The following is a 14,511-nucleotide window of genomic DNA, read 5'->3' as shown; positions in this document are numbered from 1 at the left end:
TAGACGCTGCAGGCATGACCATTACTTCCATATCCGACCTCGCCGATCCGCAAATCGTGCAGCGCCTGGTGTTGAAAGTGGGCTCTGCCCTGCTGTTCGGCGAAGGCGGTGTGCCCCAGTCGGAGTGGATGGCCGGGCTGGTGGCGGAAATCGCCGCCGCCCGGAAGCGTGGCCAGCAGATCATCCTGGTCGGATCGGGGGCGGTGGCGCTGGGTGCAGCCAAGCTGGGCCTGCCGCATGGCGGGCGCGGCAGCCTGGCCGATGCGCAGGCCAGCGCCGCGGTGGGGCAGATCGCGCTGGCCGGCCTGTGGTCGCAATTGCTGGCCGAGCATGGCCTGGTGGCGGCGCAGCTGCTGCTGACGGTGGAGGATCTGGAGGATCGCCGCCGCTATCTCAACGCTTCGGCCACGCTGGGCCGCCTGCTGAAGGCGGGCGCGGTGCCGGTGATCAACGAGAACGATTCGGTCGCCACGCAGGAGATCCGCTTCGGCGATAATGACCGGCTGGCCGCGCGCGTGGCGCAGGCGGCCAATGCGCAGGTGGTGATGCTGCTGTCCGACGTGGACGGCCTGTATGATCGCAACCCCAAGGAGCCGGGCGCCAGCCTTGTGCCAAGGATCCAAGGCGTTACCCCGGCCGTGCAGGCGATGGCCAGTGGCGACAGCGGATCGGGCATGGGATCGGGCGGCATGAGCAGCAAGCTGATCGCCGCCAAGATCGCCACCCGTGCGGGTATCACGCTGGGCATCATCAACGGCCAGCACGCCCGGCCACTGACCCGAGCCATCTCGCAGGACATCGGCACGCTGTTCCTGCCGACGCGGCGGGACAGCGGGCGCAAGGCGTGGCTGGGCGGCCGGCAGCGGATGAAGGGGGTCGTGGTCGTCGACGGCGGATGCGCTGAAGCGCTGCAGCATGGCAACAGCCTGCTGGCGAGCGGCATCCGCGCGGTCGAAGGCGCGTTCCGTCGCGGCGATCCGGTGGGTGTGCGCGACGAGAACGGACTCCAGCTGGCGCAGGGCCTGGCCGAATATTCCAGCGCGGAGGTGGAGCGGATCATGGGCCATCGCAGCGAAGATCACGAAGACCTGCTCGGCTATTCACCTCGATCCGCGGTGATCCACCGCGATCAGCTGGTCGTGCTGTGAACGAAGCTACGCCGCCGCTGGCCCTGACCGGGGGGACCGGTTTCGTCGGCAGCGCGCTGATCGAACTCGCCATTGGGCGCGGCATCTCGGTGCGGGCGCTGGCCCGGTCCGAACAGCCGCCGCGGGCCGGCGTGACCTGGATCCGAGGCGACCTGGCCGACACCGCCGCGCTGGAACGGCTGGTGGCGGGCACGCAGGCGGTGCTGCATCTGGCCGGGGTGGTCAGCGCGCCCGACCCGGCCCGCTTCCACCAGGGCAATGTCGAAGGGACGGAGGCGCTGGTCCATGCCGCGCAGGCCGGCGGCGTGTCGCGCTTCGTCTTCGTGTCCAGCCTGTCCGCGCGGGAGCCGGCCCTGTCCGCCTATGGCCGGTCGAAGTTCCATGCGGAGGAACTGGTGCAGGTCAGCGGGCTTGACTGGACGATCGTGCGTCCGCCGGCGATTTACGGCCCGCGTGACCGGGAGATGCTGGAGCTGTTCAAGGCTGCCCGCTGGGGCGTGATACCGATGCCGCCGGCAGGGCGCGCCTCCATGATCCATGTGATGGACCTGGCCCGAGTGCTGCTGGCGTTGGTGCCCGCCAGTCCCGACGTGTCGCAGCGTTTGTTCGAACCGGATGATGGCCGCGCCGGCGGATGGAGCCACCGGGAAATGGCGCAGGCGATCGGGGCCGCTGTTGGCCGGCGGGTGCGCGTGCCGCATCTGCCGCGCGCCGCCCTGCTGCTGGCCGCCCGGCTTGACGGCATGGTGCGGGGCACGGGGGCGAAGCTGACGGCGGACCGGGTCGGCTACATGACCCATCCGGATTGGGTGTGCCGGCCGGAAAAGGCGCCGCCAGCGGATCTCTGGCGGCCGGAGATCGCCACCGGAGACGGGCTGGCGGCGACCGCCGCCTGGTACCGCGCGAAAGGCTGGCTGTAGCCGGCCATTGCGCATGGCGCGCCGGGCCGATCTGCGCTAGCCGATCGGCATGGGCAATGTGAACTTCACCGCGGTGTTTCTGGGCGCCGCCGCTTTCTTCGGGCTGGGCGTGCTGTGGTACACTGTGCTGCTGGGCGGGGCATGGGGCCGGCTGACAGGCATTTCGGACGAGATGGCGAACCGCGCCAATACGCTGGGTGGCCGGCCGATGCGCCGCAATCCCACCTGGCTGGTCATGCTGCTGGTCTTCGCGTTCGAGCTGCTGATATCCCTGACGCTGGGGCACCAATATGCCATGACCGGCCCGTCGGACCGGGCGAAGATGATGATCGCCTTCGGTTACGGGGCCATGCTGCTGACGCCGGCCATCGGTATCATGTATCTGTTGCAGATGCGGCCCGGCAAGCTGTTCGCGATCGATGCGGGTTATCTCACCATCGGCACCGTGCTGATGGGCGCGATCCATTGCTGGCTGGACTGACGGCTTACTGATCCGTGCCTGCGGGGTCGTTGGGGCGGATCTCGACCACGACGTCGCCGGCCTGGAACACGCCATTGGCACATTCCCAGAAACCGATCGCCTGCTCCTGCCGGTAGATGCGCAGCGCATAGCCGCCGGTCGCCAGCTCGTTCATCGGCCGGCCGATCTCGTCAGCCAGCACGGGCCGTTCCACCAGCTGCACGCGCCCGCCCACGCTGGCCAGGTCCATCAGATAGTCGGCGACATGCGCCCCTTGCGCGCTGCCGGCCAGCAGCAGCCCGGTGAATCGGACCGGGTTGATGACGTTGTTGGCCCCTGCCTGCCGCGCCAGCAATTCATTGTCTTCCGCGCGCACCACCACGCTGATCGGCACCTTGGGCGCCAGATGGCGGACGGTCAGCACGATCAGGATAGAGGAATCATCCCGCCCCGCGGATACCAGCACCGTCTGCGCCTCTGCGATCCGCACTGCCATCAGGTGCTCGTCGCGGGTGGCGTCCGCCTCGATCACGTTGCAGCCCATCTCCTCCGCCTGGGCCAGCCGTTCGCGGTCCATGTCCATGACCACGATGCAGCGCGGATCGGTGCCGCGAGCGACCAGCTCCGCCACCGACTCGGCGCCGGAAACGCCGAAGCCGAGCACGACGTAATGGTTGGTCAGCTGGTTCTGGATGCGGTTCATGCGGAATTTTTCCCAGCTGCGCTTGATGACGAAATTGTAGGCCGCGCCCACGAAGATGAAGATCACGGCGAAGCGGATCGGCGTCACCAGCACCGCCTCCACCAGCCGCGATTGCGGGCTGACCGGCGCGATGTCGCCAAAGCCGGTCGTGGTGATGGAGATCATCGTGAAATAGACAACATCCAGGAAGGTGATGTGCCCGTCATAATTGTCGACCAGTCCGTCCCGGTCGAACCAGTGGATCAGCACCACCAGGAAGACCAGCACCATCGCGCCGCCCACCCGTAGGCCGATATCGGCCCATACCGGTACCCGCAACGCGCGCTTCAGCGGGATGAAGCGGCGGGCGCGGATGCGCTGCACATGGCTCCTGGCCGGCTTCATCGCTAGCCGTCCAGCGCCTCCGCCAGACGGCCCATCGCCGCATGATCGGTCAGGTCGACCTGCAGCGGAGTGACCGAGACGAACCCGTCATTCACCGCTTCCAGATCGGTGCCATGGTCCAGCGTGTGCTCCACATCCTCCAGCCCGAACCAGAAATAGGGTCGCCCGCGCGGATCGGTCCCTTCGACCAGCGACCCGCGCGCGTAATCGTGGAAGCCTTGCCGCGCCACCTTCACCCCGCGCACATCGGCGGCGGGCAGGGCAGGGAAGTTGACGTTGACCAGCGTGCGCTTGGCCATGGCGAAGCGGGTCAGCGGGCCGATCACCTTCGCGGCCCAGCCTTCCGCCGCGGCGAAGCCATGGCCAGCATTGCGCAGCGCCTGGCTCATCGCAATGGCCGGGATGCCGGCCAGCGCCGCTTCCATCGCCGCATTGATCGTGCCGGAATAGGTGATGTCGTCCGCCAGGTTCTCGCCATGATTGATGCCGGAAATGACGAGGTCAGGCTTTCGGTCCGTGAACAGCTTGCGCAAGGCAAGGTTGATCGAGTCGGTGGGCGTCCCGCCGACCGAGAAGCGTTGATGACCATGCTCGTGCAGGCGGACCGGCATGTGCAGCGTCAGCGAATGGCCGGTGCCCGACTGTTCCAGTGCCGGGGCGCAGACCCACACATCGTCCGACAGGGTGGCGGCGACCTGCTCCAGCAGGTGCAGGCCGGGGGCATGGATGCCGTCATCATTGGTCAGCAGGATGCGCATGTCAGGCAGGCTCCAGGGCTTCGATGCCGCCCATATAAGGGCGCAGGGCCGCCGGGATGATGACAGAGCCATCCGCCTGTTGGCCGTTCTCCAGCACAGCCACCAGCGTGCGACCGACGGCGAGACCCGATCCGTTCAGGGTGTGCGCGAAGGCGGTGCCCTTCTGACCTTCAGGCCGGTAGCGCGCATTCATCCGCCGCGCCTGGTAATCGCCGCACCAGCTGATGGAGCTGATCTCGCGATAGGCGCCCTGTCCGGGCAGCCACACCTCCAGGTCGAAGGTCCGCTTCGCGGTCGCGCCCATGTCCCCGGCGCAGAGCAGCATGCGGCGGTATGGCAGCTCCAGCGCTTCCAGCACGCCTTCCGCGCTGGCGACCATATGGGCGTGCTCCGCCGCGTGATCCTCCGTCCGGCAGATGCTGACAAGCTCCACCTTCTCGAACTGGTGCTGGCGGATATAGCCGCGCGTGTCACGGCCCGCGGCACCGGCTTCGGAGCGGAAGCAGGGGGTCAGGGCGGTCAGGCGGATCGGCTGGGAGAGGTCGGCGATGATCTGTTCGCGCACCGAATTGGTCAGGCTGACCTCCGCGGTGGGGATCAGCCAGCGGCCGTCAGTGGTGCGGAACAGATCCTCCGCGAACTTGGGCAGCTGCCCGGTGCCGTACACCGCCTCGTCCCGCACCAGCAGCGGCACGACGCACTCGGTGTAGCCGCGCTGCGCCGTCTGGTGGTCCAGCATGAACTGCCCCAGCGCCCGGCTGAGTCGCGCCATTTGCCCGCGCAGGAAGGTGAAGCGCGCGCCGGACATGGCCGCGCCGGTCTCGAAGTCCAGGCCCAGCGCGGGGCCGAGGTCGGCATGTTCGTTCGGCTGGAAGGCAAAATCTCGCGGGCTGCCCCAGCGGGCGACCTCGACATTGCCGCCCTCGTCATCGCCTTCGGGCACATCGTCGGCGGGGATGTTGGGCAGGGCCGCCAGCATGCCGTCGAGCTCTGTCGCCGCATCCCGCTCCGCCTGTTCCAGTGCGGGCAGGTCGGTCTTCAGCGCGGCGACCTCGGCCTTCAGTGCCTCGGCCGTGGCGGTGTCGCCCTTGCCCATGGCCTGGCCGATCGCCTTGGAAGCCTCGTTGCGGCGGGCCAGTGCCTCCTGCGCGGACGTGGCGGCGGCGCGGCGCTGCTCGTCGAGGGACAGGATGCGGGCGCTGGCAGGCTCCACGCCGCGGCGGGCGAGGCCGGCATCGAAGGATTGCGGGTCGTCGCGGATCAGGCGCAAATCGTGCATCAGCGGCCTATGCCGGGGCGCGGGGCTGCTTGTCCAGAGCGGCCGCACATCCCGGAGGCATCGGGTTAGGGCCGCAGCGTCGCCAGCACCTGCAGCACGGCGGCGTAATAATCGTCGGACAGGGCGTGCGGCGCTGTGCCACCGCCGGTCAGCGCAACGATCGCCTCCACCCCGGCGCTGCCGGCATATTCCGCGATGGCGCCGTTCGTGACATCCACCCAGGCGGGGATCATCTGCCCGGCACTCCGCCGTCCCTGCCAATATTCCGCCGCCGGCCGCGCCAGCCCGCTGCGCCCGCCCAGCTGGGCATAGAGCGGCACGCGCACGGCATCGAAGCCGAACCAGGGCGATCGGCCGGGAGCGGGCCGTAGCGCGCCATCGGGGGCCAATTCCACCCAGTCGGTCGGCAATTGGTGCTGCCCGAAGCGCGCCTGCGTCAGCAGCCATGTGCCATCGGCGATGATCGTGTCCCAGCCTTCAGCAGGCGCCACCGCGTGGAAGGCATCCAGCGCCGGCCAGACATAATAGGCCGGGTTCAGCGTCACCCGCCCGCCTTCTGCAAAGCCGGCGACCCCCGGCAGCAGCACGCGCCGCCCGGCAAGCGTCACCGTCACGCGCGCCAGGATTGCGGCGCGCATGACCGCCGCCTGCGCCAGCCAATCCTGCCGGTTCCATCGCGCGCCGGCGATGCCCAGCGCCCAGGCGACCAGAATATCGCCGTCGGTGGCGTTGTTGGGATCGGCCACAGGGGGGGTGGCCGTTGGAACGTAGCGCCAGGCCAGCAGCCCTTCGGGCCGCAGCAGCGTGTCCCGCGTCCAGTCCCACATGCGGGTGAAACCTTGTCGATCGCCGGCATGGGCGGCCATGACCATGCCATAGCCTTGCCCTTCGGAATGGCTGACGCCCTTGTTGCCATTGTCGATCACCCGGCCGGATTGGTCGAGAAACCTCCCGCTGAAGCCGGCCCAGCTGACAGGCGCGGTGCCGCCCGGCATCGGTGTCGTCGTCGGCGTCGGTGTCGGCGGGGAGGCCGAGCTGTCGCTGCCGATGCAGGCGCTCACCACGCCGGTCGCGGCACCGATGCAGAACAGGCGCCGGGACAATGCATGGCGCACCCTAATTGCCGTCGCCGAGCTGCTGGCGAATCCCGATGGTGGAGGTGAATTCATTGAAGATCCCGAATGTGTCGTAACCCAGATCGCCGATGATGCGTGTACGGGGGCTGACCTGATAGGAGGCGCGGCCCCGGCCGGAGAAGGCGAAGCCCGTCTGGCTGAGCCCGTCATAATAGCTGCGCACATCGGTGTTGATCTGCTTCAGCGCATCCAGCTGCGCCTGCGCGGCGGGATCGGTGGGGTAGATCGCCGTCTGGTCCTGATCGAAGCTCTGGTAACCGGGCGCGGCCTGCAGCTCCATTTCCCAGCGATCGTCCGTGTGGATGTAGCGCAGCGGGAAGCTGACGGCGAGGAAGGTCTGCGGGCTGAAATAGCCGCCATGACCGTAGGTGAAGTTGTTCTGGCTGTTGTCGTAGGCCTGATAATTGAAATTGGCCCCGGCCACGATCCGGTCGCGGGCGCCCTGATGCAGCAGCAGGTAGCCACCGACATTGCCCTGCACGCTGTGATTGTCCGCCACCTCGCGCCCGCGATACTGGTGATAGGCGATATCGCCATAGACGCCGTTGCCGGCCTGATCCCACGACAGCGACACGCCGCCGCCGGTCTGCATGACCTGCCCCCAGAAGGCGCCCGTCACCGGGTCGCGCGTTCCGGCATAGGACAGGATGGTGTCATCCACCGCCTGTCGCTCGACCCAGGCCCGGGCGACCGTGCTGGGGCCGAGGCGTGGGCGGGCCTCCAGCCGGCCGGTGATCTCCTGATATTCGAAGCCCAATGGCGTGGTGCCGATCCGCGCATCGAACCGGTCGCCGGCATAGAACAGGCTGGGCGCCACGCCTGCCGCATGCTGCGTCTGCGCCAGCACCAGCGGAGTCTCGACCTCGTCCACGATCGCCTGCGCCTCTGCCGTGGCGTTGCGGCCGAAGCGGGCCTGGGCGGAGCGGGAGGGCACGCCGCTGTCGAGCGCGACCAGCTCCGCCTCCACACCGATCCGGCCGGGGCCGAGATCGGTGGAGAAGCGGGCGGTGCCATTCAGCTCGCTGAGCGCGCTCAAGCCTTCCTCGCCCGAACGGTCGCGGAAGCCGGCATCGACTTCGACCCGCGGGCCGGCCTCGTTGCTCAGCGTGCGGATGTCGCGGTCGATCCGCGCCAGCACCGGGTCCGCCGCTACGGTCGGCTCGTCCTGTGCATAGGCCTGTGGAAAACCGGTGGAGACAGCATCGCCGGGCAGGCGGGTATCGCCGCCGCTCAAGGCGAAGGGATTGATGCTGGCGGGGGCTTGCGCGCGCGCCTGTTGCGCCCGGAACGGATTGGTGCCGAGCGCGGTGCTGGCGAAGGGGTTGCCGGCGGACAGGTCGCCCAGCGCCATCCCGCGGCTGCGGCCATAGAACAGCCGGGCCTGCTCCAGCAGGCGCACGGCCCGGCGCTCGTCACCCCGTGCGCGCGCCAGATCGGCCGCCGCCAGATAGACCTCGTGATCCTCCGGCGCCTGCGCCATCGCCCGGCGCAGCGCATCTTCCGCCAGGCGGTTGTCGCCCGCGGCGGTGGCGGTGCGGGCCAGGCCGAGCAGGGCCGGCACATCGTCCGGCTTGCGTGCCAGCAGCAGCTGGAAGGTCTGCGCGCCCTGCGCGGGCATGTTGCCGGCTTCGTACAGCAGGCCAAGCTGGAACAGCACCTCCGTGCTGTTCGGCTCCACCCGCCAGGCTTCCTGCAGCAGGTCGAACGCTTCGGCCAGCTGGCCATCCGCCCGCAACCGTTCTGCCCGCGAGACGGACAGCACCGCGTCCAGCCGTTCGACCTGAGCGCCGCCCAGCCGCTGGCGCGCACCCGCCAGTGCGGCGCGCGCCTCCACATCGGCTCCAGCACCCGACAACACGCGCACCAGCGTTTCGTAGCCGGCAGCGTCGGCCGCGCCGCCTGCCAGCGCGCCCCGTGCAACGTCGGCCGCGCCCGCCCGGTCGCCGGTGTCGAGCAGCGCCTGCGCGATCTGCGGGCGTTGCGCGGCATAGGCGGGATCGGCGGCCAGGCGACGCAGGGTGGAACTCGCCTCTGCCTCCTGCCCTTGTGCCGCCAGCGCACGCGCCTGTTCCAGCTGCCGCTGCAGCGCCAGGCTGTTGGCGAAGCTGCGGACCAGCGCCGACCGTTCCGCATCGGGAATGCGATCGACCAGCCGTTGCGCCTCTCCCGGCCGGCCCAGCTCCTCCTGCAGCAGCGCCGCCGCATATAGCGCATCGGCCGTGCCGATCCCGGACAGCGCCGCAATCGTGGAATCACCCTCCGCCGCGCGGCCCCGGGCGATCAGCCAGCGGCCGAACTCGTAGCGGATCCATGGATCGTTCGGATCGAGCAGCAGGCCGCTGACGAAGGCTTCCTCTGCCGTGTCGGCATCGCCGCTGCGGGCTGCCGCCAGCGCACGGTTGCGTGCGGCGCGGCTTTGCAGCTGGTCGGCCTCGGCTCCGGGATTGGCGCCTGCCTGCGCCAGGATGTCGGCCGCATCGGCATAGCGGCCCTGCTGTTCGTAGATTTCGGCCAGCAGCAGCAGCGCAGGCGCCGGCGTTTCGAACCCGCTGCGGACCAGCGCCTGCGCCTGCGCCTCGGCGCCGGCCACGTCGCCGGCGGAGAGGGTGGCGCGTGCCTCCTCGATCCCGCCATAGAAACGCGCGCTACGCAGCGCATCGGCCCATTGGGTCGCATTGCCCAGGGAGGTGGCGCGCGTCAGCAGGTCGCGCGCTTCCACAAAGCGGCTCTGGCGCAGGCGCACGATGCCAAGGCCGCCCAGCGCCTCGTCATCCGACCGGTTCCGGCCCAGCGCCGACTGGAACAGGCTGGCGGCGCGATCCAGCTGGCCGGCTTCCAGCGCCCGGAAACCTTGCGCGCGCTGTTCGCCGCCGGTGTCACGTGGTGCGGCGGGGCGGGCTGCGGGTCTGGCAGCCGGCGCCGGCGCGACGCTGGTCCGCGCTGCGGGTGCAGGTGCAGGTGCAGGCGCGGGTGCCGGGCTGGGGGCGGGCCGGGCTGTCGGCGCGGGTGTGCCGCCGCCGGCCACGCCGCGTCGCGCCTCGGCATTGCCGGGATCGATCTGCAGCACGCGGCGGTAGGCATCGCGGGCACGGTCGTCCCGCCCCTGGCTGCGCCAATAGCGCGCCTGTGCCAGCAGCGCCTCCACCCCGGTGGCCTGCGCCTGTGCCGGGCCGGCGGGCAGGGCGGTGCCGCCCAGCGCCAGCGTGCCGGCACTCAGCAGCAGGGCGAGGCTGCGTGTCGCCTGCCGGCTCATGCACCTTCTCCGTCAAGGCGGCGGGCCGCACGGCGGCGCAGCACCAGCAGCAGCGGGCCGGCCACCAGGAATGCGATCAGCAGGCCGCCCGCTGCCAGCAGCAGCGGGTACTGGCTGAACCAGTAGGCGATGCGCACCCACAGCGGCAGCGATCCGCTCCAGTAGCTTGGGCCGACGGCGTAGCTGCTCATGCCCTCGCCATTGAACACGGACAGGTCGCCGCCAATCTGCGCGTTGATCTGCAGGTCGGCCATGTTCTGCACCAGCAGTGGCAGCAAGGCGGGGTCGTCCGCCAGGATCGCCACCACGGACCGGTCGCCGGAGTAGGGGGACTGGAACCCGACAATGCCCTGGAACCCGTCCAGCGTGGACACGAACTCGGCCGCCTCTCCCTGCTGGTCGGAGAACGGGGTGTAGCCGTCGAAGGCGCGGGTCACGGGCGAACCCTGCACCACGCTCAGCCGCCCGCCGCTGCCAGAGACCGGCGCATTGGTGAAGAGCGGGTTGCCTTCGGCCAGCTGCGTGTCGCCCAGCACGATCACGTCCAGGCCGTCCAGCTGACGCTCATTGCCTTCTGCCAGTACCCGCACGCGGGTGGCGGGGGCGCCGGTGGCATCGCCGAACCGGCCCATCAGCACCAGGAAGGCGCGGATCGTCTCGGCCGTGGGCGCCCGGCCCAGCACCACGGCGGTGCGCGCCAGATCGGGGTGGATGGTGAAGGGGTAGCCGGCATTGGCGAAGCTGGCGAGGTCCGGCATCCGCAGCGCGTGATAGGCGTCCGTCAGGTCGATCCTGGTGGTCGGCAGCACGGCTGTCCGCACATTCTCGGGCAGGGTGCCGCTGCATTCCTGCTTGTCGGCCAACACCATGTTGTAATCGAACACCAGCTCGTTCTGACCATACAGGTCATAGCGCGGCAGGGTCACGCGGGCATCGCTGGTGAGGGAGCTGGCAGCCGAATTGCCGAACAGCGACTGCCACCAGCTGGCCCGGGCCAGCGGCAGGCTGCGCTGGAACTGGCCGTTCAGCGACACGTCCATCCGGCTGCCGCGCTTGTCCATCCAGTCAGCCTGGGGGTAGCGGTAGTCGAGGTCGAGATGACCCCCGTCGCGCGGCCAGAAGAACAGGTCGGGCGCGGCGCGGAACTGCACCGCCAGCGCGCCCGGGCGCAGGCCCATGCCCTGCAGGGTGTTTGCCGCGACCAGCTCGCCCAGCGCGACCGGGCGATCGGTGCGCAGCCAACGCGGCGCGCCATAGGCGGGGTAGGCGGGAATGCGCGCGCCGTTCAGCTGGGCGTCCGGCCCGCGGAACGCCACCCGGCCGCTGGCGATGGCGGCGGCTGCCAGCTTCAGGTCACGATTGCTGGCGCCGCTGACGACCAGCAGCTGCCCGAACGGATCGGTGGGATTGGGGATGATCCGCGCCTGCGCCCCGCCGACGGGCAGGGTGATGCCGGGCAGGGTCTGGCCGGCGCGCAGGAACACCACCGCGTCACCACGCGGCAGGCGGCCGACCATCGGCGGGAAGTCGAACCCGCGATAGCTCGCCTCCGCGCCCATCCAGCCGGCGATTGCGGCCGCCGCTTCCAGCATCGGCGCATCGGGCGCGCCGCCGAAGACGAAGGGCAGCACCAGCGTCTGGGTCTGGTCCGGATCGAACAGCGGGCGCGGCAGGCGGGCAAGGTCGGGCGGCAGGCGCAGGCGCTGCACATTCAGGTCCAGCCAGGATCGCACATTGCTGACGTTGGTCCACAAGGTGGAGTGGAACGGATCCTCGCAATCGCGGGTGTAGTGGCCGACCAGCCGCAGGTTCAGCCGGTTGTCGCCGGGCAGGAACAGCGCCGGGTTGACCGGGATGGTGACGACCCGCCCGGCGGCCTCGGCCGCGGTAAGGGGGATGACCTGCACGACCTCGTCATTCAGCAGCACGACCAGCTGGCTCAGATCCGCCAGCAGGGCGGGGCTGCTGGCGAAATTCAGCACCATGCGGGCACCGGTGACGACCTCGTCCTGCCGCATGCCGAAGGGGATGCCGATCTCTCCGCGGGTGCCTTCCAGCCGGATGGGGCGCAGGATCCTGAGGTCGCGCAGGGTCAGCACGCGGCGGGTGGTGCCGGCGGCGCTGGTGGTTGCGGCCGCGTTCACCCCGGGCTGCGGGCCGGCCTGCGCCCGGGCAGCGCCGTCATGGCCGGGCAGCAGCAGTCCCGCCAGCAGCAGGGCGATGGCGCCCAGCGCTGCGGGCAGGGTGCGGCGTGTTCTGGCGACCGGCTCCAGGTCCGGCAGGCCGGGCCGCGATGCACCGCGCAGCGCGCCCTGGCGCCCGCCCAGTTCCTGTTCCAGCTTGCGGTTCTCTTCCTCCTGCAGGCGGATGGCGGCGGCTTCGGCGCGGCGTTCCGCGCGGTTGAAGCCGAGCAGGCGCCCGATCGTGACGAATGCGATCACCAGAATGTCCTTGAAAGCGGTCAGGGCAGGCACTTGCCGGCGTGGGGTGGAACGGGTCCAAGCATCGGCACGGCCCATCACGGCGCGCACCAGCTGGCGCTCCTGCCGTAGGTCGAGGCGCGGGAAGCGCACGCGCACGGCGCCGTTCTTCAGGCTGACGGGCTGCACCGGCAGGGTCAGCGTCTCGTGCGCCATCGGCATGGAGACATGGGTCGGCTCCCACTTGCTGGTGTCGGCCAGGATGTCCTTCGGCAGCAGCGCGGTCAGGCCGCCCATGGAGACCTCCTCTGTCCGGCCGTCCAGGATGTGGCCGTTGGCGAAGTGGATGGTGCAGGGCAGGTCGGCCGGGATGCGCACGAAGCGGCGGGCCTGCCGCGCTTCATAGGCGACGGAGACGGCGGCGGTCAGGATCAGCAGGCTGAAGGTCGCCCAGGCCGCGTTCAGCGCGAAGGTATCGCCCTGAATGTCGAACAGATGAGGGAAGAAGACCAGCTTCACCGCGCCCCAGCCCACGCCCAGCACGATCAGCGCGATGCACAGCAGATGCGGCCGCACGGCCTGCCGGTCGAAGAAGCTCTGGTCCAGCGTCTCCCCCTTGTCGGTCACGTTGAACTTGCCCTTGCGCGGCTGAAACCAGGTCAGCACCGTCGGCTTGACCAGATGGAAGGCGATCAGCGTCTCGTAGATCTCGCTCCAGAACGGGCGCCGGTCGGGCCCGTGCGTCAGGCTGCCGGCCACCATGGAACAGTACAGATGCGGCAGGGCATAGGCGAAGATCATGGAGGCGGACGCCTGGATGATGTTCGCGCCGAACAGCAGATAGGCCAGCGGGCTGGTCAGGAACACGATGCGCGGCAGCGGAAACTGGAAGTGCAGCATCGCATTGAGGTAGCAAAGCCGCTGCTGCCAGCTGAGGCCGGGCCCGAACAGCGGATTGTCGATCCGCATGATCTGCGTCATCCCGCGCGCCCAGCGGATGCGCTGCCCGATATGCAGCACCAGCCGCTCCGTCGCCAGACCGGCGGACAGGCGCGTGTCGACATAGGCGGTGTTCCAGCCGCGCCGCTGCAGCTTCAGCGCGGTATGCGCGTCCTCCGTCACCGTCTCGAACGCGAAGCCGCCGACATCGGCCAGCGACTGCCGTCGGATGATCGCGCACGACCCGCAGAAGAAGGCCGCGTTCCACAGGTCGTTGCCCTTCTGGATCGGGCCGTAGAACAGGTCGCCTTCGCCCGGCTGGTCCTTCACGGACCGCAGGTTGCGCTGCACCGGATCGGGCGAATACATGTGGTGCGGCGTCTGCAGCAGAGCGAGCTTGCGGTCCTTCTGGAACCAGCCGACGGACAGCTGCAGGAAGGCGCGGGTCGGCACGTGATCGCAGTCGAAGATCGCGATCAGATCGCCACTGGTCTTGCGAAGCGCGGTGTTGAGATTGCCGGCCTTGGCGTGGTTGTTGTCCGCCCGCGTCAGGTAACCGCAGCCGACCTCCCGCGCGAAGTTCTGGAATTCCGGCCGCTTACCGTCGTCCAGGATATAGACCCGGAACCGGTCGGCGGGATAATCCATGTCCAGCGCTGCGAACACGGTGGTCCGCACGATGGACAGGCTTTCATTGTAGGTCGGGATATAGACGTCGACCAACGGCCAGTTCTCCGGCTCGCCCGTCAGCGCGACATTGCCCCGCTCCAGCGGCCAGGCGGTCTGCAGCAGGCCCAGCACCAGGATGATCCAGGCATACAGCTCCGCCGCATACAGGCCCAGGCCCAGCAGTGTTTCCAGCGGGCTGTCGAAGGACAGCGTCTGCGTGGTGCGCCAGAAGATGTAGCGGGTGGACACGATCAGGCTGAGGATGCCCAGCGTCAGCAGCGCGGATCGCGTGCGCCGGCTGGCCAGCCACACCGCGCCGGCGATGGTCAGGAAGGCAAAGGTCCACTGATCGCCCAGCGCCAGCGGCACGCCCACCACCAGCACGGCCAGCGCGGCGACCGCGATCCACACGAGGCCGCTGCCGATGCGGCTGCGGGGCATG

General features: G+C 69.5%; 9 protein-coding genes. 3 read left to right on the top strand and 6 right to left on the bottom strand.

Features of this window, described 5'->3' with window-relative positions; genetic code table 11:
- Positions 1-14: 14 nt before the first annotated feature.
- From proB to D5S08_RS01810, 3 genes are read left to right on the top strand one after another with little or no spacing between them, the layout of a single operon-like run.
- Complete coding sequence (proB, locus tag D5S08_RS01820) at positions 15-1,148, top strand: glutamate 5-kinase (RefSeq protein ID WP_121114923.1); 1,134 nt, start codon at positions 15-17, stop codon at positions 1,146-1,148.
- Positions 1,145-2,068: an NAD-dependent epimerase/dehydratase family protein gene (locus D5S08_RS01815; protein WP_121114921.1), complete on the top strand. Its 924-nt coding sequence runs from the start codon at positions 1,145-1,147 to the stop codon at positions 2,066-2,068. The genes proB and D5S08_RS01815 overlap by 4 nt, the downstream gene beginning before the upstream one ends.
- A gap of 49 nt (positions 2,069-2,117) precedes the next feature.
- Positions 2,118-2,549 carry a DUF1761 domain-containing protein gene (locus D5S08_RS01810; protein ID WP_121114919.1) on the top strand — a complete coding sequence of 144 codons (432 nt, stop codon included), beginning with the start codon at positions 2,118-2,120 and terminating at the stop codon, positions 2,547-2,549.
- A gap of 4 nt (positions 2,550-2,553) precedes the next feature.
- Here the strand turns inward: D5S08_RS01810 and D5S08_RS01805 are convergent, their stop codons facing one another.
- The 6 genes from D5S08_RS01805 to bcsA form a co-directional block, all read right to left on the bottom strand.
- The gene (locus D5S08_RS01805; RefSeq protein WP_121114917.1) at positions 2,554-3,615 is read right to left on the bottom strand and encodes a potassium channel family protein; all 1,062 of its coding nucleotides are present in this window, start codon (positions 3,613-3,615) and stop codon (positions 2,554-2,556) included.
- A 2-nt stretch (positions 3,616-3,617) separates the two neighbouring features.
- Complete coding sequence (gene surE, locus D5S08_RS01800) at positions 3,618-4,373, bottom strand: 5'/3'-nucleotidase SurE (RefSeq protein WP_121114915.1); 756 nt, start codon at positions 4,371-4,373, stop codon at positions 3,618-3,620.
- Position 4,374: 1 nt separating this feature from the next.
- A complete protein-coding gene (serS, locus tag D5S08_RS01795) occupies positions 4,375-5,652 on the bottom strand; it encodes a serine--tRNA ligase (protein ID WP_121114914.1) in 1,278 nt (425 codons plus the stop codon).
- Between the two features lie 65 nt (positions 5,653-5,717).
- Complete coding sequence (locus D5S08_RS01790) at positions 5,718-6,755, bottom strand: family 8 glycosyl hydrolase (protein ID WP_162301899.1); 1,038 nt, start codon at positions 6,753-6,755, stop codon at positions 5,718-5,720.
- A gap of 13 nt (positions 6,756-6,768) precedes the next feature.
- Positions 6,769-10,041 carry a cellulose biosynthesis protein BcsC gene (locus D5S08_RS01785; RefSeq protein WP_121114910.1) on the bottom strand — a complete coding sequence of 1,091 codons (3,273 nt, stop codon included), beginning with the start codon at positions 10,039-10,041 and terminating at the stop codon, positions 6,769-6,771.
- The gene (gene bcsA / locus D5S08_RS01780; protein ID WP_121114908.1) at positions 10,038-14,510 is read right to left on the bottom strand and encodes a UDP-forming cellulose synthase catalytic subunit; all 4,473 of its coding nucleotides are present in this window, start codon (positions 14,508-14,510) and stop codon (positions 10,038-10,040) included. The genes D5S08_RS01785 and bcsA overlap by 4 nt, the downstream gene beginning before the upstream one ends.
- Position 14,511: the final 1 nt, after the last annotated feature.

It is taken from the genome of Croceibacterium ferulae (assembly GCF_003660445.1).
Classification (GTDB): domain Bacteria; phylum Pseudomonadota; class Alphaproteobacteria; order Sphingomonadales; family Sphingomonadaceae; genus Croceibacterium; species Croceibacterium ferulae.
This window is presented reverse-complemented; position numbering and strand designations above follow the sequence as displayed.